22 protein-coding genes are annotated in these 19,329 nt (G+C 69.2%); 11 read left to right on the forward strand and 11 right to left on the reverse strand.

Going from position 1 to position 19,329, the window contains the following annotated elements; translation table 11 throughout:
- Positions 1–13: 13 nt before the first annotated feature.
- From ABD340_RS23105 to ABD340_RS23115, 3 genes are all read right to left on the reverse strand, one after another.
- The gene (locus ABD340_RS23105; RefSeq protein WP_344591524.1) at positions 14–1,390 is read right to left on the reverse strand and encodes an SLC13 family permease; all 1,377 of its coding nucleotides are present in this window, start codon (positions 1,388–1,390) and stop codon (positions 14–16) included.
- A 273-nt stretch (positions 1,391–1,663) separates the two neighbouring features.
- Positions 1,664–1,792: a hypothetical protein gene (locus tag ABD340_RS23110; RefSeq protein ID WP_344591525.1), complete on the reverse strand. Its 129-nt coding sequence runs from the start codon at positions 1,790–1,792 to the stop codon at positions 1,664–1,666.
- A 65-nt stretch (positions 1,793–1,857) separates the two neighbouring features.
- Entirely contained in the window at positions 1,858–2,814 is a 957-nt protein-coding gene (locus tag ABD340_RS23115) for an MFS transporter (protein WP_344591527.1), read from the reverse strand.
- A gap of 159 nt (positions 2,815–2,973) precedes the next feature.
- On the opposite strand from ABD340_RS23115, the gene ABD340_RS23120 reads away from it, so the two are divergent.
- Positions 2,974–3,561, forward strand: coding sequence for a TetR/AcrR family transcriptional regulator (locus ABD340_RS23120; protein ID WP_344591528.1), 588 nt, complete (start codon positions 2,974–2,976; stop codon positions 3,559–3,561).
- A 568-nt stretch (positions 3,562–4,129) separates the two neighbouring features.
- Here ABD340_RS23120 and ABD340_RS23125 read toward each other — a convergent pair.
- Together ABD340_RS23125 and ABD340_RS23130 are read right to left on the reverse strand one after the other, a co-directional pair.
- Entirely contained in the window at positions 4,130–4,405 is a 276-nt protein-coding gene (locus ABD340_RS23125; RefSeq protein ID WP_344591669.1) for a MerR family transcriptional regulator, read from the reverse strand.
- An 838-nt stretch (positions 4,406–5,243) separates the two neighbouring features.
- Positions 5,244–6,761, reverse strand: a complete 1,518-nt coding sequence (locus tag ABD340_RS23130; RefSeq protein WP_344591529.1) for an MFS transporter — start codon at positions 6,759–6,761, stop codon at positions 5,244–5,246.
- Between the two features lie 199 nt (positions 6,762–6,960).
- Here ABD340_RS23130 and ABD340_RS23135 point away from each other — a divergent pair, with 199 nt between their 5' ends.
- Positions 6,961–7,908, forward strand: coding sequence for an RNA polymerase sigma-70 factor (locus ABD340_RS23135; RefSeq protein WP_344591531.1), 948 nt, complete (start codon positions 6,961–6,963; stop codon positions 7,906–7,908).
- Between the two features lie 386 nt (positions 7,909–8,294).
- Here the strand turns inward: ABD340_RS23135 and ABD340_RS23140 are convergent, their stop codons facing one another.
- From ABD340_RS23140 to ABD340_RS23150, 3 genes are all read right to left on the reverse strand, one after another.
- Positions 8,295–8,915, reverse strand: coding sequence for a dihydrofolate reductase family protein (locus ABD340_RS23140; RefSeq protein WP_344591532.1), 621 nt, complete (start codon positions 8,913–8,915; stop codon positions 8,295–8,297).
- A 49-nt stretch (positions 8,916–8,964) separates the two neighbouring features.
- Positions 8,965–9,114 carry a hypothetical protein gene (locus tag ABD340_RS23145; protein ID WP_344591533.1) on the reverse strand — a complete coding sequence of 50 codons (150 nt, stop codon included), beginning with the start codon at positions 9,112–9,114 and terminating at the stop codon, positions 8,965–8,967.
- 182 nt (positions 9,115–9,296) lie between these two features.
- The gene (locus ABD340_RS23150) at positions 9,297–9,740 is read right to left on the reverse strand and encodes a DUF6069 family protein (protein WP_344591534.1); all 444 of its coding nucleotides are present in this window, start codon (positions 9,738–9,740) and stop codon (positions 9,297–9,299) included.
- A 111-nt stretch (positions 9,741–9,851) separates the two neighbouring features.
- On the opposite strand from ABD340_RS23150, the gene ABD340_RS23155 reads away from it, so the two are divergent.
- The 3 genes from ABD340_RS23155 (at position 9,852) to ABD340_RS23165 (ending at position 11,864) form a co-directional block, all read left to right on the forward strand.
- A complete protein-coding gene (locus tag ABD340_RS23155) occupies positions 9,852–10,526 on the forward strand; it encodes a TetR/AcrR family transcriptional regulator (RefSeq protein ID WP_344591535.1) in 675 nt (224 codons plus the stop codon).
- Positions 10,523–10,915 (forward strand): nuclear transport factor 2 family protein, encoded by a 393-nt coding sequence (locus ABD340_RS23160; RefSeq protein ID WP_344591536.1) that lies wholly within the window; start codon positions 10,523–10,525, stop codon positions 10,913–10,915. Before ABD340_RS23155 ends, ABD340_RS23160 begins: the two co-directional genes overlap by 4 nt.
- A 505-nt stretch (positions 10,916–11,420) precedes the next feature.
- Complete coding sequence (locus ABD340_RS23165) at positions 11,421–11,864, forward strand: hypothetical protein (protein WP_344591537.1); 444 nt, start codon at positions 11,421–11,423, stop codon at positions 11,862–11,864.
- A gap of 274 nt (positions 11,865–12,138) precedes the next feature.
- On the opposite strand, the gene ABD340_RS23170 is transcribed toward ABD340_RS23165, so the two are convergent.
- Positions 12,139–12,465, reverse strand: a complete 327-nt coding sequence (locus ABD340_RS23170; RefSeq protein ID WP_344591538.1) for a UBP-type zinc finger domain-containing protein — start codon at positions 12,463–12,465, stop codon at positions 12,139–12,141.
- Positions 12,466–12,767: 302 nt separating this feature from the next.
- Between ABD340_RS23170 and ABD340_RS23175 the strand changes: the two genes are divergently transcribed.
- Positions 12,768–13,715, forward strand: coding sequence for a LysR family transcriptional regulator (locus ABD340_RS23175; RefSeq protein ID WP_344591539.1), 948 nt, complete (start codon positions 12,768–12,770; stop codon positions 13,713–13,715).
- A 51-nt stretch (positions 13,716–13,766) separates the two neighbouring features.
- Here ABD340_RS23175 and ABD340_RS23180 read toward each other — a convergent pair whose 3' ends face one another.
- Positions 13,767–14,141 carry a DUF6458 family protein gene (locus tag ABD340_RS23180; RefSeq protein WP_344591541.1) on the reverse strand — a complete coding sequence of 125 codons (375 nt, stop codon included), beginning with the start codon at positions 14,139–14,141 and terminating at the stop codon, positions 13,767–13,769.
- 110 nt (positions 14,142–14,251) lie between these two features.
- On the reverse strand, positions 14,252–15,346 hold the full coding sequence (locus tag ABD340_RS23185; RefSeq protein WP_344591543.1) for a fatty acid desaturase family protein: 1,095 nt from the start codon (positions 15,344–15,346) through the stop codon (positions 14,252–14,254).
- 311 nt (positions 15,347–15,657) lie between these two features.
- Here ABD340_RS23185 and ABD340_RS23190 point away from each other — a divergent pair, with 311 nt between their 5' ends.
- From ABD340_RS23190 to ABD340_RS23210, 5 genes are all read left to right on the forward strand, one after another.
- On the forward strand, positions 15,658–15,918 hold the full coding sequence (locus ABD340_RS23190) for a hypothetical protein (protein WP_344591544.1): 261 nt from the start codon (positions 15,658–15,660) through the stop codon (positions 15,916–15,918).
- A 282-nt stretch (positions 15,919–16,200) separates the two neighbouring features.
- Positions 16,201–16,473, forward strand: coding sequence for a hypothetical protein (locus ABD340_RS23195; protein WP_344591545.1), 273 nt, complete (start codon positions 16,201–16,203; stop codon positions 16,471–16,473).
- Positions 16,474–16,562: 89 nt separating this feature from the next.
- On the forward strand, positions 16,563–17,291 hold the full coding sequence (locus ABD340_RS23200) for a DUF5994 family protein (RefSeq protein ID WP_344591546.1): 729 nt from the start codon (positions 16,563–16,565) through the stop codon (positions 17,289–17,291).
- A 30-nt stretch (positions 17,292–17,321) separates the two neighbouring features.
- Positions 17,322–17,618 carry a hypothetical protein gene (locus ABD340_RS23205; RefSeq protein ID WP_344591547.1) on the forward strand — a complete coding sequence of 99 codons (297 nt, stop codon included), beginning with the start codon at positions 17,322–17,324 and terminating at the stop codon, positions 17,616–17,618.
- A gap of 192 nt (positions 17,619–17,810) precedes the next feature.
- Positions 17,811–19,055 carry a PP2C family protein-serine/threonine phosphatase gene (locus ABD340_RS23210; protein WP_344591548.1) on the forward strand — a complete coding sequence of 415 codons (1,245 nt, stop codon included), beginning with the start codon at positions 17,811–17,813 and terminating at the stop codon, positions 19,053–19,055.
- Positions 19,056–19,329 lie beyond the last annotated feature (274 nt).

Here is a 19,329-nt window from a genome sequence, read left to right on the forward strand (position 1 = left end):
GCCCCGACGGCCGTCAGACCAGCCCGAGGACCACGAAGACGAACCACACGATGAGCGGCACCGCGGCCACGACAACGGCGCCGTAGGCCAGCAGCCGGCGGTAGAAGGCGTCCCGGTCGACGTCCTTCGCGTTGGCCATGACGATCGCCCCGTTGGTGGAGAACGGGCTGACGTCCACCACGGTGGCCGACACGGCCAGGGCGGCGACCATGCCGATCGCTCCGATGCTGCCCTGCATCAGGAACGGCACCGCCAGGGGGATGAGGGCGCCCATCAGGGCGGTGGAGGAGGCGAAGGCCGAGACGAGGGCGCCGATGTAGCACAGCAACAGCGCGGCCAGCAGCGGTACCCCGACGCCCGCGACCGCCTTGCCCGCGTAGTCGATGGTGCCCATCTCCTGGAGCACGCCGATGTAAGTCAGCACACCGCAGACCAGCAGCACAGTGCTCCAGGCAACTTCGGAGGGGGCCTTGCGGCACGCCTTGGGCGAGATCATGCTCAACACGACGGCGACGGTGATCGCCACCAGGCCCACGTCCAGGTCGAAGAGGAGCGTGCTGATCGCTAGCACGGCCAGCCCCAGCAGAGTCAGGCCCCGGTCACGGTCCAGGCGCAAGACCTCGGGTTCGCCGATGGCACCGGAGCGGTCGTCGATCTCCCCGGCCTTCGGCGGCTCCCCGCCACCTGCGCCTCCTGTCCCCCGCGGCGTCCCTCCGGCCTCGCCACCGGTGACGGCGCCTGCCGTTGACATCTCGCGGTCGCGGACTTCGGTACCGCTGTCGGCCCGCATCAGGCGCAGGCCGCCGAAGAACACGAACACGACCCCGGCGATCACCGTGTTGACCACGAGGCTGCCCAGGAAGAGCACCAGCGGGCTGCCGGGCAGGTGGTACTTGTCGACCACACCGTTCACGATCGTGCCGTAGATGCTGATCGGCGAAAAGGCCCCGGCCTGGGCGCCGTGCACGACCAACATGCCCATCAGCAGCGGGTTGATCCGGTAGCGGGCCGCCAGGCCCAGTGCGATGGGGGCCACGATCGCGCACGCCGCCGGACTGACGGCGCCGATCGCCGTGAGCAGCGCGCCGATGCCGAACATCATCCAGGGGATGAGCGCGATCCGACCGCCGACAAGCCGCACGGCGCGGTGCACCAGCCAGTCCGTCGTCCCGTTGGCCCGGGCGATCGCGAAGAGATACGTGACCCCGACCAGTACCACGAACAGGTCACCGGGGAACCCCGCGAGAATGTCGTCCTCCGAGAGGCCACCCACCAGCCGTCCGACCAGGAAGGCCGCGGCGAAGGCCAGCACCCCCATGTTGATCGACAGCGTCGTGGCGACCGCGAACGCGATCGCCAGGGCCGCGATGGACAGCAACTCCGGTGACATCCTGCCTCCTTGAACCTCACTGCCGCGGTCTTCTGCCAGGCGTGGCGGAAGGCAGGGACCGAACGGTTCACAGTGGTGTAGCACACAAAGAGGCTGAGTGGCTAGACCACTTGCGGAGGGGGAGGGGGTGGCAAATGCCCGGAAGTAGCGATACAGCGGACAAAACGGGCTCCGGAAGCGGCAGAGAAATTCGTCTGGCCGTCCCCGCCCCCACAGGACTTGGATGGCGGAGACGACCGTCGCCCACAGCGACGCCCCAGCACCAGGCCCGCCTTACATGAGGCTGGGAAGCACCAGCGATCCGCACGTCACGATCGGCCCGATGACGGTCATCGACAGGCCCCAGCGAAGGAGCAGCCGGGTGACCCGTGGCCGGTCCGTCTCGGAGCTGCAGGCGACCATCACGGCTCCTGGTGACGGATGGGGTGTGGCCGTGCACCCTTTCGAGAACTTCGTGGTGCGTCAGGTCAGCAACCGCGCCAGCGCGGAGACCTGTTGTTCAGGAAGGCCGACACGGCCTCGCCCGAGTCCTCGGAGAGATAGCTGCGTACCACGAGGTCTTCGTTGCCGGAGCCCGGCTCGCGTGCCCTGAGCAGTGAGGGTTTGTCGGACGGCCCGACTATGCCGACAGCTGCGATGTTGTGGACGTGCAATTGTTCACGGAGGAAGGAAGGCACCAACGACGAGAACAGTCCGCTGACCGCGAACGCGGCGAGGACGGCTGTGGCGGCCCGCAGGAACTCGGTCCGCGCTGCCCGCCGGTCGGGAAAGGTCGGGCGGCGCACGGACAACGTAGGACGCTGCCGGGCCGTGATGGTCTCCGGGGTGACGATGACGGCCAGGAACGCTGGGGCCAGGCTGGCGAGGTAGACCCAGAACACCAGGTGCGTGGGGTTCGCCCCGTATTGCGCGAACAGGCCGGCGACAACGGTGCCCAGCCCCAGCCCGCCCATGTTCGCCGCCGTGGAGACGGTCGACGCCCGCCGGGCGTGCTCGGTTCCGGCGAGCTCACCCAGCGCCGCGGTCGCCGTGGCGGTGAAGACACCGGTACCCAGGCCGCACAGGAACCGTGCCGCCAGCAGGGTTCCGACATCGTCGGCGAGGAGGAACAGCGCTGTGCTCATGGCCGCGGCGAGCACGGCGGCAGCCAGGAGGGGACGGCGGCCCACGCGGTCGGACAGCGACGCGAACACCATCAGCGCGAGCACGGTCCCCACGGCATAGACGGCGAAGATCAGCGTCGTGGTGAAGGGCCCGAAGCCCATCTGTGGCGCCCAAAGCGCATAAAGCGGAATCGGCAGCGTCCCGCCCAGCATGACCAGGGTGTACACCGCGGCCACGAGCCAGAACCCGGTGCGCGCCCGGCGCCCGTCGACGGGCGGAACGGCCTGTGCGCGGACGTCTGGCGTGATGCTGTCGATCATGGTGCGGCCTTTCGAGTACGAGAACCTCAAGCCGCCACGCCAGCCATCTTGGATCGATCGGTCAAAGATAGTTTGACTGATCGGTCCAAGATGTGTGTAGACTCACAGCAGGAACGCGAAACGGAGGTACACGCTGTGTCTGGCCGGAAGCAGTTCGATATGAGTGCGGCCCTGGACCAGGCGATGCGGGTGTTCTGGCAGCGCGGGTACGCAGACGCCTCACTCGACGCCCTCGGTTCAGCCACCGGCCTCGGCCGCGGCTCCCTCTACGGCGCCTTCGGCAACAAGGACGCCCTGTTCCGCCAGTGCCTCGACCGCTATGCGTCGATCTACGGCGCGCAGTACGAGCAGGCGCTCACGGCGCACCCCGGAGATCCGGTGCGCGCGGTCGAGGCATTCTTCGACGTCATCCTGAGCCGTATCGCCGACCCGGCGGTCCCCGTGGGGTGCCTCATCGCCCAGTCCGCCGCGCAGTCACTGACGCTGAAGGAGGAGAACAGCAGTCAGGTGCGCGGCCTGCTCGACATGCAGCGCCAACGGGTGCACGCGGCACTGGCGGACGCCTCGGCCGCCCCCCAAACGCTCGACGAGCTCGCCACGTTCGTCGTCGCCGTCAACCAGTCGCTTGCCGTACTGAGCCGTGCCGGCGCCTCGGACGCCGAACTGCGCTCCGTGGCACGGCTCGCATGCACAACGGTGGCGGACACCCTCGCCGGGGCAGCGTCCGAAGACGTCGCCCAAGGCTGACGGGCACCGGCTCCGCCGGGACTCGGTCTCTGCAACCCGGCATGCCGGCGACCCGGGCCAGTGCCATACGGACCTCAGGCACCGACCTTCGCGACAGCCAACTGACGTTCGACGAAGAAGCGCCATCTCCGAGGGACTGCTGGTGCTGACCGGGTCCCACACGACCCACCCCGCTTGACCTGGGAAAACATGAGTTCGCCCGGGTATGTCCCCCGCCTATTTCGTCCCGATTACTCGCAAGCCTTGGTGCAGGTGTCGCGCTGGGACGGAGTGGCACGCCCGGTAGCCGTTGAGGAGTGGATGATGTCCCAGAACGCCTGGTCGCCCGGGGCGGATCAGGCGGTCGAAGATCGCTACCACCGGCCGCCCCGCGAACGCCGGCGGAAGGCGGAGGCCAGCCGGCAGTGAGGTGACCTTCGCCTCGATGCCCTCGGGGGTCACCGCCGGAGTGGTCCCGCTCGCCACGGCCGCCCCCGGCCGGAGTTCCGGCCCGGGGCGTGCTGCGCTGCTGGAGGAGGCGCGCCGGTACCTCAGCGGCGTCGGCGTCGGTGCCGGCGGCCGTGGCGGATCAGTCCCGTTCGGCGTCCTGGTCGAGGCGCTGTTGGAGTTGGGTGTTGACGCGCTGGGCTTCGGCGAGCTGGTCTTCCAGGATGATGATGCGGCAGGCCGCCTCCAGCGCGGTGCCCTGGTCGACCAGGTCGCGGGCGCGTTGGGCCAGGTGCAGCTGGTAGCGGGAGTAGCGGCGGTGACCGCCGGTCGAGCGTTGCGGAACGAACAGCTTGGCGGCGTCCAGGCCGCGCAGGAACCCCGGGGTGACGCCCAGGAGTTCGGCGGCCCGGCCCATGCTGTAGGCGGGGTAGTCCTCGTCGTCCAGCTTGTCGTCCAGCCTGCCGGCGGGCCTGGTGTCGCGGTCGTCCTGCACCGGACCGGGCTGGGCGGGGTGCGGGTCGTGGTGTGTTGGGTGGGTGCCGGGTCTAACCGGCTGGGGTGCTGTCACAAAACCTTCCGTACTGTCGTGGGGGTAGATGCCGGATGCGTTCTGGGGAAACGACGGGGCCCCGGCGCCAAGGGCGGCGCCGGGGCCATGAGGTACAACACCATCTATCCGGCGCTGCGGCCGGTTGACTTCCGCGCCAGCCGCCTGGGGCGGGGGCGCGGGGATCGCGAATGCGTGACCGTAGACCACCGTCCAATCCGTGGGGCTGCGGTACCCGCGCGGCGTGACTGGAGCCTGCGACGGGCGATCCCGATGGTGCCGCCGACCTCCTTCCGTGTTCTCCCTACCTGCGTTACCTGTGTTTTCTGTGGTGCTGCCACTTGCCTTCGTGCCTCCGACGGCCCGTTGGCCGCCGGGTGCGCGGCCGACTGCCGGGGTCCCTTTCACTGCGTTGACCCCGGCACGTTCGGCCCGCGCCATCCATCTGTGCGGGCAGTTCGTCATCTGCCGCGTCTCATGGACTTGTTCCTCTTCAATGACAGGAACACTACCCCACTCCGTCGCGAATATCTACCTTGATCGGCAGAGGTTTTCGGAGACCGGCTGATGCGATTGTCTGCCGCCGGTACGTGGACGCGCACCGGGCCTCGGGTTCGGGGCCGTACGGCAGGCGGTTTCAGCAGGTGAGGTGGGTGATACCGACGTCCCCGCGGCTGAGCGCCGCAGTGGACCTCCGCCGGAGGGATCAGGGCTGAGCGAGCACCGGCTCGGCGTCCTCGGCGACTCCCGCGCTCTGGGCGTCCTCGGTGACGGCCTGGTGTCTGGGGCGCGGGGTGTTCATCAGGACAGCGACGATCAGCGCGCCGGCCAGGAGGATCCCCGCGGCCCAGGTGCCGGCTGTCACGAAACCTTCCAGCATCGCCTGCTTGGCGAAGGCCGGGCTCCTGCCCTGCGAGGCATGCGAGGCCAGGTAGTCCGCGGTCGCGCCGGTGGCGATGGTGTTGAGCAGCGCGGTTCCGATCGAGCTGCTGATCTGCTGCGCGGTGTTGACGCTGGCCGAGGCGACGCCCGCGTCGCGCTGGTCGACGCCGTGGGTGGCGTAGTCGAAGGCCGCCGGCATGATCATGCCAGCCCCGAAGCCGAGCAGGAGTCCCGAGACCAGCACGCCCTCGACGTAGGCGGTGTCGGTCTCCAAGGTGCGCAGCCACAGCATGCCGGAGGCGATGAGCAGCATGCCCGGCACGATCAGCATCCGCGGCGGGACCTTGGGCAGCAGCCGGGTGGCGAGCCCGCCGGCCGACATCAGGACCGCCACGGTCATCGGGAGGAAGGCCACGCCCGTCCTGATCGGCGAGTATCCCTTGACGACCTGCAAGTAGTAGGTCATGAAGAGGAACGCCCCGAACATTCCGACCATGGCCAGTCCCACGCTCAGATAGGCGCCGCCGCGGGTTCGGTTGGCGATCAGGCGCGGCGGCAGCATTGGCTGCGACACCCGGCTCTCGACGAAGGCGAACGCGGCGAGCAGCACCGCGCCCCCGGCCAGCAGACCGATGACCTTCGCCGAGCCCCAGCCGTCGGACTCCGCCTGGCTCGTGCCGTACACGATCGCGACCAGCCCGCCGGTCACCAGCAGCACGCCGGGGATGTCGAACCGGGCCCTGCCCCCGCTCCGCGACTCGGCCAGCATCGCGTATCCGCCGACCACCGCGATCAGGGCGATCGGGACGCTGACGTACAGGCACCAGCGCCAGTCCAGGTAGTCGGTCAGCGCCCCGCCGGCCAGCAGCCCGATCGCGCCGCCCACGGCGGTGATGGCGCCCCAGATCCCGAACACCTTGGCGCGCTCCTTGGGCTGAGTGAACGTCACGGTCAGCAGCGACAGCGCGGACGGACCGAGCAGCGCGGCGAACCCGCCCTGCAGGGCACGGGCGATCAGCAGCACCTCGAAGTCGTCCGCCGCGCCGCCGAGCGCCGACGCGCCGGCGAATCCGAGCAGGCCGATCAGGAAGGTCCGCTTGCGGCCGGTGTGGTCGGCGATCCGGCCGCCGAGCAGCAGCAGGCTGCCGAACGCCAGCGTGTACGCGGTGATGATCCACTGGCGGTCGCCGTCGGAGATCCCCAGATCCCGCTGGAGCGACGGCAGCGCGATGTTCACGACCGTCCCATCCAGAACGATCATGAGCTGGGCCAACCCGATGAAGAACAGCGCGGCCCAGCGGCGCGAATCGGCCGCCGGGGCCTGCGCCTTCGTGGTTGCCATGACTTCGTCCTCACTCGTGGTGCTGCGTGCCGCGCGGATCGTTCGCGCGGCGTCCTGACGATCACAAGACGCCGGCGACCCGGGCCCTGTAACAGCGCGGGCGTGTGACGTGGGTCATCGCTCGTGGGTGTTACAAAGCGGTGGGGAGCGGCGTCTAGTGCGTGTGGCAGGACCAAGGTTGAACAGGCAGGAGCCGGGCATGGGCCAGCGCAGCGAACGAACGACGGACACAGCCGAGCCGCTCGATCGTGCCGACCGCGTGGACCCCGTGGATTCGGCGACCGAGGTGTTCGTTACCCATCGCAACCTGCTGTTCACCGTCGCCTACGAGATGCTCGGTTCGGCCGCCGACGCCGAGGACGTCCTGCAGGAGACCTGGCTGCGATGGGTGGGCGTCGATCTGGCCACCGTCCGGGAGAAGCGCGCCTACCTGGTGCGGATCGTCACCCGGCAGGCGTTGGACCGGCTGCGTGCGCTCGGTCGGCGTAAAGAGTCCTACGTCGGGCCGTGGCTGCCTGAGCCGCTGCTGACCACGCCCGATGTGGCCGAGGACGTCGAGCTGGCCGACAGCGTGTCGATGGCGATGCTGCTGGTGCTGGAGACGCTCGCGCCGGTCGAGCGGGCGGTGTTCGTGCTGCGCGAGGTGTTCGACCTGGACTACGACGAGATCGCCGAAGCCGTCGACAAGACCCCGGCGGCGGTACGCCAGCTCGCCTACCGGGCACGGGCGCACGTCGCCGCGCGCCGGCCACGCGGCGTCGTCTCCCCGGCCGAGACCCGGGCCGCACTCGGGGCCTTCCAGCGCGCGGTTGAAACCGGCGACCTGCAGCGCCTGCTCGACATCCTGGCGCCGGACGTCGTCGCCTTGAGCGACGGCGGCGGAATCAAACATGCCCTGCTTCGGCCCATCGTGGGGGCCGGCAAGGTGGCTCGCTTGCTGGCCGCCGGCTGGTGGAAGCGCGACGCCGAAAGATCGGTCGAGGTGGTACAGATCAATGGTGGCCCGGGGCTGCTCGTCCGAGTCGATGGGGAGATCGACGGCGTGGTGGCGGTGCGGGTCGAGAACGGCTACATCACCGGCGCCTACCACGTGCGCAATCCCGAGAAGCTGTCGCGTGTGGAGCGGGAGACCGCCGTGAGCCGCTGAGGCAGCAACGACCTACAGCCCGCTGCGCCCGGAAATCACACGCGGCCACTGCCACAGCCACCACGCGTCGGCGTTGCCGCTGTCAGCGCCGCGGCCTGCGCGAGGAGCGTTGCCCGGCCGCCGCGTGGGTGACCGACGATCATCGCACCGCGACGACGCAGGTCGTTCTGGAGCCGTCGGGGTCGGCAGCGAGCGGCCGGTCGGGTGCCCAGGGGTCGGCGCGAACAGGTGCGCGGCGCGATACTCCAGGTCGCGGCCTTGGGGCACCTCGGGCCAGGGCCCGAAGGCGATTCTCCACGATCGGCCGGTCTGTTTGGAAACGCGGCATCAGGGACGACCACCGCGGTGCTGCAACCCGTGGGAGTCGTGCAACACCGCCCCCCAGCTCAGGACAGCACACGGTAGGTCACGTGCGTGACCAGTCTCGCTTCCCGCGACTTCACCTGCTCGAGTTTCAGCGGCGGGACGCCCTCGAACAGCCGCGTGCCGGCGCCGAGCGTGAGCGGCACAATGTGCAGCCGCAGCTCGTCGATCAAGCCGACGGCGAGGTACTGGTTGATTGTGGTCGCGCCGCCCAGGATCGCGACATCGCCGTCGCCGGCCGCCGCGCGTGCCTGTGCCAGCGCCGACTCGATTCCGTCGGTGACGAAGTGGTACGTGGTACCGCCGTCCATCGGCTGCGGCTCGCGCGCGTGGTGGGTGAGCACGAAGACCGGGGCGTGGAACGGCGGATCGTCTCCCCACCAGCCGTTCCACTGCCGATCCCACTCGCCACGCACCGGGCCGAACATGTTGCGCCCCATGATGAATGCTTTGGCAGCGGTCATCCAGTCGACCTCGGCCCGGTTCTCCTCGGGTGTTTCGGCGAACCAGGCGTGCAGCTTGTCCCCCCAGCCGTTGCCGCCGTCGTCCCCGAACGGGCGTTCCTCGGTCTGGTTCAGCCCGGCCGAGTACCCGTCGGCCGAGATCGTGATGTCGCAGATCACCCTGCCCGTACGTTTGGTCACTGCTCTCCTCCTCGTAGCGACCTCCGTCGCCTTCGCGGTGAGCTTCCTGTCAAGCATCAGCGATCCTGCCCAGGAACGTTCTTCCGAGCACGGGGATCTCGACGTCACCCGTGTCGTGCCGGCGCATGAGGCGGTCGAAGCCGCTCTCGCCGGGGCCCGCGATGTAGCCGTCCAGGGACATGCTCGCCGATGTGTCCACCGCGCTCCTGTCCATCACCAAGGTGGCCCGACAGCCGTCGGAGTGGCCATCGGCCCACTGCTCGGGGTTCCTTTCCTGACTGGCCGGTTCGGCTTCCCCGCCCAGCTGGCAGGGTTCGCCGAGGCCGCCCTCCTCGCCGTCGGGCGGTCCGCGAGGAGGTGGCGGCGTCGGTCGGCCGGTCGCTAACGGGTGCGGGCGGGCAGGCGGCCGGCGACCAGCGGTATGACGATCGCCGCGGCCACGAGGTGGGTGGCGATCAGGGTGAGCTTCGTCGCGACCGTCGCCGAGATGAGCAGGTCGGGCACGATCGACAGCGCGGTGAGGACGAAAGTGACCGCGAGGAACATGCGCTTGGGCGACGCGGCCCAGCGGCGCAGCGCCACGGCCAGCAGCACGCCGATCGCGCTGAACAGCAGTGTCAACTGGGTGAATCCGAGCAGCGGGATCGGCTCGCCGTCGATCTCCAGGGACACCCCCGCGCCCCTGGCGACGGCGGCGGCGACGGTGGTGGCCACGGCGGCGGCGACGCAGGCGAACAGGCCGGCGTGCCACATCGGGACGGTGCGGGCGGCGGTCATCGCGGCCTGGGCGGTGCCGAGGCTGCCGGAGGTGACGTTGCTCGTCATGGTCTGACCTGACCTTTCGCGTGAGGGTGATATCCAATGGAAGCAATGTATCCGTCGGACACTTGATGTAAGCTAGACACATCCAGGCCGGGTTGACAAGAGGTTGGTGAGATGAAGGCGCTCTGGGATCTCCGCGACCAGCCGGAGAAGAAACCGCGCATGCCGCTCTCGGTGTCCGCGATCGTCGACGCGGCCATCGCGATCGCCGACGGGGACGGCATCGAGGCGGTCTCCATGCAGCGCATCGCCGCCGATCTCGGCTTCACCAAGATGTCGCTCTACCGCCACGTCTCGAACAAGTCCGAGCTGCTCAGCATCATGATCGACACGGCGGTGGGAGAACCGCCCGACCTCAGCGAGGTGCCCGACGGCTGGCGGGCCAAGCTGGAGGAGTTCGTCCGGCGGCTCGCCGAGGTCTGGCGGCGGCATCCCTGGCTGCCCACCGTCACCGTGGGCAGCCGCGTCATGGGCCCCCGCGAGGCCGGATGGACCGAGAGCGCGGTGGCCGCACTGGCCGGAACCGGCCTCACCGGCGACGAGCGCATGGCCGCCGCGTTCCTGCTGTTCGGGCACGTCCGCAACACCCAGTCGATGACCACGGCCGGTACCCAGGCCTGGTCGGGCGGCAGCGAGATGGCCGAACTGATCCGCGGCCGAGCGGACCTGTTCCCCGAGCTCAGCGAGGCGCTGAGCGGCCCCACCCCGGCCCTGGACGACAACGCCCGCGCCTTCGGCCTGGACCGCCTCCTCGACGGCCTGGCCGCCCTCATCAAGGAGCGATCATGACCGCCCGCACGCTGGCCGCGACCTACCTCGCCGCCCTTGAGCGCGGCGACCTGGAGGGCGTACTGGCGCTCTTCCACCCTGAGGCGATCGTCCACTCCCCGCTGTACGGGCCGTCACCCGCCGCGGAGTTCTACCCGAGACTGCTAGCCGACACCGGCCGCTCCGAACTCCACCTCCGTGGCGTCACCCAGGGCGAGCGTCTCGTCGGCGTCTGGTTCCGCTTCGACTGGACGCTGCCCTCGGGCACCGCGGCCGGCTTCGAATGCGTGGACATGCTGGAACTCGACGACGAAGGCCTGATCACGACACTGCGCATCTTCTACGACACCGTGACCACCCGCACGGCGTTCGAACGCGAGACGGGCGACTCCTGGCGCCCCACCGCCTGACGCTCTTGGCGCGCACCATTGCACGACACGGCGACCGCCTGAACCCACCCGCATATGTGAAGGTGAGGCGATCAGCCTGGGTGATGACCTTTGCGCAAAGTGCCGGTTTCCGTGGTCTGGCGGGTGGTCTTGGTTGGGAGGTGGGCAGCCACGGCTGGGGAGGCTGCGCCGATATCCCAGGGTCGTCCGCGCCTCAGGGCGACGGACGGCCCTGGCCAGGAGCCGCAGAAAACCGCATCACGCCCGCCCTTGTGGACCCGGGCAACACCGCACGCACCGGTGCACCAGAAAGAGCCTGATGACCACCACGAACCGTGAACCGGCCAGCCGCACCCCTTCGACCAGCCCGAGCCGAGCCACCCCAGAACGGCAGCGAGTCACCTCACGCAGGGCCGCCGCCCACCCCCTCCCAGCCGGTCCCTTGCCGTCCACCAGTCTTCCCGCGCCCGTACCGGCGCGGGTACAGGAGGCGCGGGCCTACCTGACCCCCCGCTACGCCACCGGGGTGGACGAAGTCCTCTGGGAGGCCAGGGAACGGCCGATGCCCGACCGCGACGCCATCGACGCGATCATCACCGCCTCCGCCCGAGCTCAACGAGGCACAGCTGATCACCCCGGCCTGGTGGAGGTCGCCGCGGCACTCGTGGTGCTGGGTGCGGTCCGCCTGAACCTGGACCAGACCGAGGCACGTCTGCTGAACACCGCGCAAGCCTCGGGCATGAGCTTTGACCAGATCGCCGCGATCTTCGGTCTCAGCGCCGAAGCAGCCCTGGAACGCTATCGGCAACTCAAACCCCGCCTGGACGAACCGGCCGCCCCACCACCCCCACCGCTACCCGGCCGTGCCACCGCACGAGACGAACCCAACTGGCTGCACAGGCCGACCGTAGACCAGCCGATCTGGGACGAGCTGGACGACGAAGACTGGGGAACCTGCGCCGGGCAATAGCGTCATTTGGCGCCGACCCCGACGCCCCAGTGACGCCGGTGGCCATAGGCGCCGGCGTTCCTGCGCGGCCTGGACGCCGCCGAGCTGTTCACGCCGCAATGCTCCACCGGCGTTACCGCCGCCACTCCCGGCCCAACCTCACCGCCATCGATCACCGGGCACGCCCTGCGACAGGGCTATCACGTGCGACGGCTAACAGGCGGGTTGCCGCCAGGACGGGGATGGCGACCTGGCGAATCGGGCGTGTGCGGCGATGGGAGCAGCCTCGCTCTGGTCAGACGAGGCGCTGGTGGACGTAACACCATCGGCGGCGCGATCCGGTTTCCACGTCGGCGGCGAGCGGGTGGTCGGTCTCCCGATAGTGCGCTCGGGCGTGCTGGTTGGGTGAGTCGTCGGAACAAGCCACCCACCCGCAGGTCAAGCAGACCCGCAAGTTCGTCCAGTTGTCACCGCGGGCTTGACACTCCGGGCATCCGTTCGATCGAGGGGCGACGGGCACCAGCCCGTCGAGGTGCTCACAGCGCGGCGCCGATCCGTTCGGGCTGATCGAGGGCATGTTCAGGGACATGTTCTGGTCGGTTCTCTTGCGGCCGGCGCCCATGTGCGGCCCCCTTCCTCAGCACTCGAACGAACGACTGGCCTGATCCTTGTCTCTGAGTCAACTCTGTCAAGGCCGCGGGGGAAACGGCCAAGCCGAGCAGGGCCCATCACCAGGGCCGATCGCCTCGGGCGGGTCCTACGGGCCTTCATGCGGGTTCGGGTGGCGAAGTAGGATCGCCACTGACGCCCCGCGCATCCGGCTCCGGCCATCTGCTGGGTCCGCGATCGGGTAGGCCATCCTGGTACCAGCGGATACGAGTGTGGTGGCGGGCGTCGGTGGGCTCGTGTGCAGGGGGTGGCGGTGTGGAGTTGCGCCAGCTGCGCTATTTCGTGACCCTGTCCGAGGAACTGCACTTCGGCCGGGCGGCGGCCCGCGAGCACATCGTGCAGTCGGCGTTGAGTCAGCAGGTGCAGCGGCTGGAGCGTGAGCTGGGGGTTCGGCTGCTGGAACGCAGCACCCACCATGTCGCCCTGACCACCGCCGGGGCGTTGTTCCTGGTCGAGGCGCGGCAGATACTGGCCCAGGTGGACCGGGCCGTCCAGGTGGCCCGGAGCGCGGTCGGTGCCTCTCCGGCGCTCCGGGTCGGGATCATCGACCCCAGCTACGACTCGATGCCGCAGATCCTGCACGAGGTTCAGGCCCGCTTCCCCGATCTGGTCATCCACCAGGTCGAGGCGGGGGTGCCCGAGCAGTACCAGCAGCTGGTCGACGGGCGCCTGGACGTCGGGATCGGCCGGGCCGCGCTCGCCCCCACCGCGATCGCCTCGCACCTGTTCCGCCACGACCCTCTCGGGGTGCTGATCCCGCACGGTCACCGGTTCGCCGACCTCGAGGCGGTGCCCGTCGCCGCGCTCGCCCAGGAGCCGCTGCTGCTCGCCGAAGACGCCCAGGCGCCGGAGTTCAACCAGTTCACCGTGGAGATGTGCCGGGCCGCCGGCTTCACTCCCGCCGTGTACGCGGGAACGGTCGAGAGCATTCGCGCGGCCGCCGATCTGGTCGCCCAGGGACGCTGCCTGTACTGCGTGCCGTCCTCCTGCCTTACGGCGCTGGCCGGGACCATCTGGCGTCCGCTCACCCAGCCGACCTCTTATTACCCCTGGTCGGTTCTCTGGCGAGTCGGCGACGACTCCGACCACGTAGCGGCCATCGTCGGCTGCGCGCGAGCCATGTCTCAGAGGCTGGGCTGGCTGTCCACCGCCGATCGGATGGCGGACCGGCCAGGGCCCCTCGATGCCACCTCTGATGACTAGATCCGAGGCCTGCGACCAACGCGCCGTCCTCGGCGACGAGCACTCCTCGGTTCAGCGTCGGCCAGTGCGTCTCCAACGACGGTGGCCGTCGCGAGCGCGGCGGCCATCATCGTGTGAAGGTTCTCGGCGTCGCGGAACCAGGCGGGTGCGTGGGACGCCGCCGTTGCCGTCGCCGTTGCCGTCGTCGATGGCGTCGTCGATGGCGTCCTGGCGGCTGCGGGCGGGCGGGCGGCCGGGTGGCCAGCTGCGTAGCCGGTTCGGGCGCGATCTGGTGCCTGTCAGCAACGGCAGCACGAGTCCGGCCGCGCCGGCGAGCATCAGGATGACACCCACGGTGTGCAGGTCCAGGCCACGCAGGGATCCGGTCAGGGCGAAGGTGAGGATGGCCCCGACGGTGAGGAGAGCGGTACCGGCGGCGACGGGCATCGTCCACCGTCCTTTCGAGTCGAAGGGCCGGCTCGGACCTGCGCCGAAGGTGTAGCCGGTGATGTCATCTGCGGCCCGCCCAGTGGCCGGAGCGTCGGCCTGAGAGCGGTTCAGTACTCCAGTCGGGGGCGCAGGGACCCGCCGACCGCATGCAGATGCTGCAGCACTTGGGCGTAGGAACGGAACAAGCCTGTCTCGCAGTAGGCGATGCCGTTCTGAGCGCAGAAGGCGCGCACCAACCCCTGGGCGCGATGCAGGTTGGGCCGGGGCATGGAGGGGAAGAGATGGTGTTCGATCTGGTAGTTCAGCCCGCCGAGGGCGAGGTCGGTGAGGCGGCCGCCGTGGACGTTGCGTGAGGTCAGCACCTGCCGCCGCAGGTAGTCGATCTTGTGCTCTCTGGCGAAGACCGGCATGCCCTTGTGGTTGGGCGCGAACGAGCAGCCCAGATACACCCCGAACAGCCCTTGCTGAACCAGCAGGAAGCACACGGCCTGGACCGGGGACAACACCCAGAGCAGGGCGGTGAGGTATCCGCCCAGGTGGGCGATCAGCAGGCCTGTCTCGGCCAGCTTCGCCGCCCGCGAGCCGGTGGAACGGGTGAGCAGGGCGCGGACTCCGGCGATGTGCAGGTGGAGCCCTTCCAGCAGCAGCATGGGGAAGAACAGCCAGGCCTGGTGGCGGGCGAGCCATGCGCCGACTCCGCGGCGGGATCGGGCCTGCTCGCGGGTGAAGGCGATCGCGCCGGGCGAGATGTCGGGGTCGCGGTCGACCTGGTTGGGGTGGGCGTGGTGGCGGTTGTGCTTGGAGGTCCACCAGCCGTAGCTGAGCCCGACCAGCAGGTTGCCGTGCAGGCGGCCGAGCAGGTCGTTGACGCGCTTGGAAGCGGAGATCTGCTGGTGACCGGCGTCGTGCCCGAGGAAGGCGGTCTGGGTGAACATCACCGCCAGGTACACCGCCACCAGTAGCTGCCACCACGACGACCCGATCAGCGCGAACGCCACCCAGCCGGCGGCCAGCAGGATCAGGTTCCCCCCGATCTTGACCGAATAGTAGCCGGGGCGCCTGGCCAGCAGCCCGGCCCGCTTCACCTCGCGGGACAACACCGCGTAGTCACTGCCCCGGCCGCCTGCCGGCGTCCCTCTGGCATCGTCCCGGCCTCGGGCGGCGCTCTGGCTCGCAGCGTCGGCGGCAACGGTTCTGGTCATGGTGCTCTCCTCGGGAAGGCACGCGATCCTGCTTCAGCCGGGACAGGGCGCCTTCTTCGTCCAGGCGCTCACGGCACGGTGCCGGCCGTCGATATCGGACACGGACGCCCTCAAGCCCCCATGTCCGTGCAGAACATGGCAATGCACGAGCACCGCACCGGTGAACACCCCGCCGTGGCGGAACCGATCAAGTTCCAGTCAAGCCTGAGGCCGACCAAGGAGAAACCAGCAATCCGAGCAGGGCCCATCAGCAGAGGTGATCACCCTCTGAGACCGGGTATGGCCGCGATGACACAGGAAGAGGCTTCGTCATGCCAGACAACGATGAACTGATCATCCGCTTCCACCCGGTCGGAGGCGAAGACGTCACCGTCGCCACCACCGACTTCGACGATCCCGCGCAAGCGCTTGAGGCCATCACCCGCGCCCTGGACCACCAACGGTGCTTGACCCTGCACCAGGCTCGTTACAAGCGTGACCCCGACACCAACGCCGTGGTCATCAACCTGGCCAACGTCGTCTCGGTCCGCGTGTCCGGAAAGGACAGCACCACAACCGGCCAATACCTCTGACCCGACCCAACCGGCTCTCGTCTCCACCCCGTAGCGCTCGCGATCATCAAACGCCAAGTCAGGCAGGTTGCGCGGGCAAGCGACGCATGCGCCTGCGGGCCTTGCCAAGCGGGTCAGGCGAGTCAGCCCGGGCTGGGGTGTCCCTGGAGATCAGTGAAGTTCACTTCAGATATTTCGCAATATCGGAAGTTCTTGGAGTAGAGTGAAGATATCCGGCAACGACGACATCCCCACCCTGAGGGTGACACGCCACACCGGCTCACCCCGACAAGGGAGATGCACATGCCGATCTCGAACCGCGCTCGTCGACCCGACCGGCCCGGGAGAATGCCGAACAGCCCGGCATCCCGGATGGACAAGGTGTGGCCCGCTGTGATCGCGCTGGCCGCGATGACCGTGTTCATCGTGTTCCTGGTTCTGGCCGGCATGCCGATGGCGGTGGCCATGGCGCTGACGACCCTGGTGGCCGGCGCGATCCTGGTCACGCTGGTGACCGGAACCACGTGGCTCACCTCGCTGCGCCGCCTCGCCCCGCATCCGCGGGGACACCGCTGACCCACCCGACCGGCCCCTCCGGCCGGCCATCCCGGTAGCCATCTGCTCCGAACCGCCACCCGGCGGCTCGGGGGAAGGGGCTGTGCCCCGTGCACACCATCACCGAACGACGAACAACGATCAGCCTCTCGCCGCCCTCGACACCCCGGCTGCGGATGCGCTCATGCCCTGCGGGTCCGCCCCGGACGCCGCTGGACGGCGGCTGGTGGCCCCGCTCGACCGACCCGGTCGCCGAACTGCCCGGGCTGATCCTGGCCCTGCAAGCCGGGCTGCAGGCAGACGGGCCTGCCGATGACCACGCGCGCATCACCCATGTCATGCTGCGGCCGGACGACTGGGACAGCCGGCCGCGCCGGCTGCGCGTCGACGGCCCGGCCTACACCCGGGTGGTGCGGCTGAGCTGGTTCGACACCCTGCCCGCCGGACTGCTCACCGCGATCTACGCCGACGGCCGCCGCGTCGACCTGCTCACCGTCCCGCCCTCCACCTCCCCCGCGGCGGCACGATCGGCCATGGAACTGGCCGCCCACGACACCAACCGCCTGCCCGCCCCCAAGCTGCTGGCCGCTGCCGGCGGCCTGCTGGCCGCTGCCGGCCGCACTCGTCACACCGACCGGACCGGCAGCCACGACGACCAGCCCGGACATGTACATCACCAGACCCCTGAGAACCACAGGACACTTGGAAGAAACCCAGAAACCCGAGGGCGGACGGCCGCGAGAGCATCCGGCGGCGCCCCGCCCCATAACGAGGATCGCTCGCCGATCCCGGCCGGATCGCACGCTTCCGCGGCCGGGCCCGCGGAAGCGGAGCGATAGGACACGGACAAGCCGTGAGGAGTGAGGCTCATGAATGCGACGGCGACCGAGGTGTGGGTCGCGTGCCACGATGGCCGCGACCTGGTCCGTGCTGATGCGATCGTGATGCTCCGCCTTGACGAGGCCGGTCGGCTGACCGCTCAGCTCCATGATGAGGCCAGAGTCACTGTGACTTTCCTGGAAGGCTCGTCGCGCGGCCGGCCACCCGGTGATTTCCATCGTCTGCTGATCCGGACGGTCGCCGAACTCGCCGACGCCAGCGGGGCGCAACTGGTCCGCGCGCATCACGACGGTGATGTCTGGCGTTGGGTCAGCGAACCACTCTAGGTGTACTTGGTCATGATCTCGGTGACACCTCCGACGACTCCCGCCCCGCCCGTGGTGGTGCCGCCTGGGCATTCTCCGGTTCGCCCGTCAGGACGGTCAGAGAAGCAGGGGTCCCGGCAATCTTGAACGATCTTTTGCGTGGCCGCGGCCGGTCGGCTTCTATGAGCGGGCGGTACGGGGAATCAAGTGGCCATGGCAGAGGGGAAGGCACAGCGGCACAAGGTTGTGGTGGACCGGTCCGAGGGGTTCGGTGAGAGGCTGCTGGGCGTGTTGCTGGACCGGGCGCACGAGATGCCGCCGCAGTTGATCGCGCCGCTGGTCGCTGAGGAGGTCGCCAGGATCGGCGGCCGGGACGTCTCCATCCTGCTGCAGGACTATGACCAGATGCTGCTGGTTCCGTTGCCGGGCAGGTACCTGATAGCCGGTGAGCCCGAGCTGATCGACGGCTCTGTGGCCGGCAGGGCCTTCCTTGATGTGGTCACCGTCGAGCAGCCGCTGGCCGCTGCCGTTCGGGTGTTCCTGCCGCTGCTGGACGGCAGTGATCAGGTCGGGGTACTGGCTTTGACGTTGGATTCCATCGATGACGATGACCGGCGGTTGCTGCGCCGGCTGGCCGGTCTGGTCGCCGACATGCTGGTCACCAAGAACAGCTACACCGACCAGTTCTTCCAGGTGCGACGTCGCGAACCGATGAGCGTGGCCGCCGAGATCCAATGGTCGCTGCTGCCCCCGTTGAGGATGACCACCCCGCAGGTCATGGTCGCGGGGATCCTGGAGCCGGCCTACAACGTCGCCGGCGACAGCTTCGACTACGCCCTCAACGACGACGTCCTGCATCTGGCCGTCATCGACGCGATGGGCCACGGCTTGAACGCCGCCGTGCTGGCCACCGTCGCCATCGGCGCCTACCGCCACGCGCGGCGGGCCGATGTCGGGCTGGCCGAACTGTACGCGTTCATGGACTCGGCGATCGTTGAGCAGTTCGAACCCGAGCAGTTCGTCACGGCGCAGATGTCGCGGCTGGACATCAGGACGGGGCACCTGGAATGGGTCAACGCCGGTCACCCCGCCCCGCTGCTGATCCGCGATCACCGGGTGGTCCGCAGGCTGGAGTCCCCCACCACCCTGCCGGTCGGGTTCGGCGGCGACCAGCCACAGGTCAGCGAGCTGGCGCTCCAGCGAGGTGATCAATTGTTGTTCTTCACCGACGGGCTCGTTGAGGAGCGCCAAGCCGGTGGGGAGCAGTTCGGGGAGAAGCGTCTCATCGACGTCATCGACCAGGCTGCCCACGAAGGCATGAACACCCAAGCGCTCGTACGCGGGTACTCCCACACCCTCATGCGGGAACGACGCGGGATCACCACCGATGACGCCACACTCCTGCTGGTCGAGTGGAATGGAGGCAGCGCCGACCATCTGGCCACCCTGGAAATCTGACCACGGTCACCGCCGCCGACACCCGGGGCTGGGACGCTCCGCTGATCGGCGCAGCGAAGCCGCCCTTGCCCGTCGCGGACGCCCGCCGAGGCTGAGCGACTCGACCGCACCCTGGCCACCGAATGGGCCTACCGGCAGCCCTGCACCAGCAACGACCGGCGCACCCAAGCCCTCCCCCTGGCTCGAGCAGCTACGCCCCCCACTCACCTCTCGGCGGCCACCCACCCATCACTCGACGACACCAAGATCATGATTGGGGACTCAGGGCCGAGTG

Origin of the sequence: Actinomadura vinacea (assembly GCF_039532545.1) — a bacterium.
GTDB lineage: Bacteria > Actinomycetota > Actinomycetes > Streptosporangiales > Streptosporangiaceae > Spirillospora > Spirillospora vinacea.

Coding starts and splice junctions, on each gene's coding strand:
- ABD340_RS23105 (WP_344591524.1), bottom strand. CDS start 1,390: ATGTCACCGGAGTTGCTGTCCATCGCGGCCCTGGCGATCGCGTTCGCG.
- ABD340_RS23110 (WP_344591525.1), bottom strand. CDS start 1,792: ATGGTCGCCTGCAGCTCCGAGACGGACCGGCCACGGGTCACCCGGCTG.
- ABD340_RS23115 (WP_344591527.1), bottom strand. CDS start 2,814: ATGATCGACAGCATCACGCCAGACGTCCGCGCACAGGCCGTTCCGCCC.
- ABD340_RS23120 (WP_344591528.1), top strand. CDS start 2,974: ATGAGTGCGGCCCTGGACCAGGCGATGCGGGTGTTCTGGCAGCGCGGG.
- ABD340_RS23125 (WP_344591669.1), bottom strand. CDS start 4,405: ATGGGCCGGGCCGCCGAACTCCTGGGCGTCACCCCGGGGTTCCTGCGC.
- ABD340_RS23130 (WP_344591529.1), bottom strand. CDS start 6,761: ATGGCAACCACGAAGGCGCAGGCCCCGGCGGCCGATTCGCGCCGCTGG.
- ABD340_RS23135 (WP_344591531.1), top strand. CDS start 6,961: ATGGGCCAGCGCAGCGAACGAACGACGGACACAGCCGAGCCGCTCGAT.
- ABD340_RS23150 (WP_344591534.1), bottom strand. CDS start 9,740: ATGACGAGCAACGTCACCTCCGGCAGCCTCGGCACCGCCCAGGCCGCG.
- ABD340_RS23155 (WP_344591535.1), top strand. CDS start 9,852: ATGAAGGCGCTCTGGGATCTCCGCGACCAGCCGGAGAAGAAACCGCGC.
- ABD340_RS23160 (WP_344591536.1), top strand. CDS start 10,523: ATGACCGCCCGCACGCTGGCCGCGACCTACCTCGCCGCCCTTGAGCGC.
- ABD340_RS23170 (WP_344591538.1), bottom strand. CDS start 12,465: ATGGGCGCCGGCCGCAAGAGAACCGACCAGAACATGTCCCTGAACATG.
- ABD340_RS23180 (WP_344591541.1), bottom strand. CDS start 14,141: ATGCCCGTCGCCGCCGGTACCGCTCTCCTCACCGTCGGGGCCATCCTC.
- ABD340_RS23185 (WP_344591543.1), bottom strand. CDS start 15,346: ATGACCAGAACCGTTGCCGCCGACGCTGCGAGCCAGAGCGCCGCCCGA.
- ABD340_RS23190 (WP_344591544.1), top strand. CDS start 15,658: ATGCCAGACAACGATGAACTGATCATCCGCTTCCACCCGGTCGGAGGC.
- ABD340_RS23195 (WP_344591545.1), top strand. CDS start 16,201: ATGCCGATCTCGAACCGCGCTCGTCGACCCGACCGGCCCGGGAGAATG.
- ABD340_RS23205 (WP_344591547.1), top strand. CDS start 17,322: ATGAATGCGACGGCGACCGAGGTGTGGGTCGCGTGCCACGATGGCCGC.
- ABD340_RS23210 (WP_344591548.1), top strand. CDS start 17,811: ATGGCAGAGGGGAAGGCACAGCGGCACAAGGTTGTGGTGGACCGGTCC.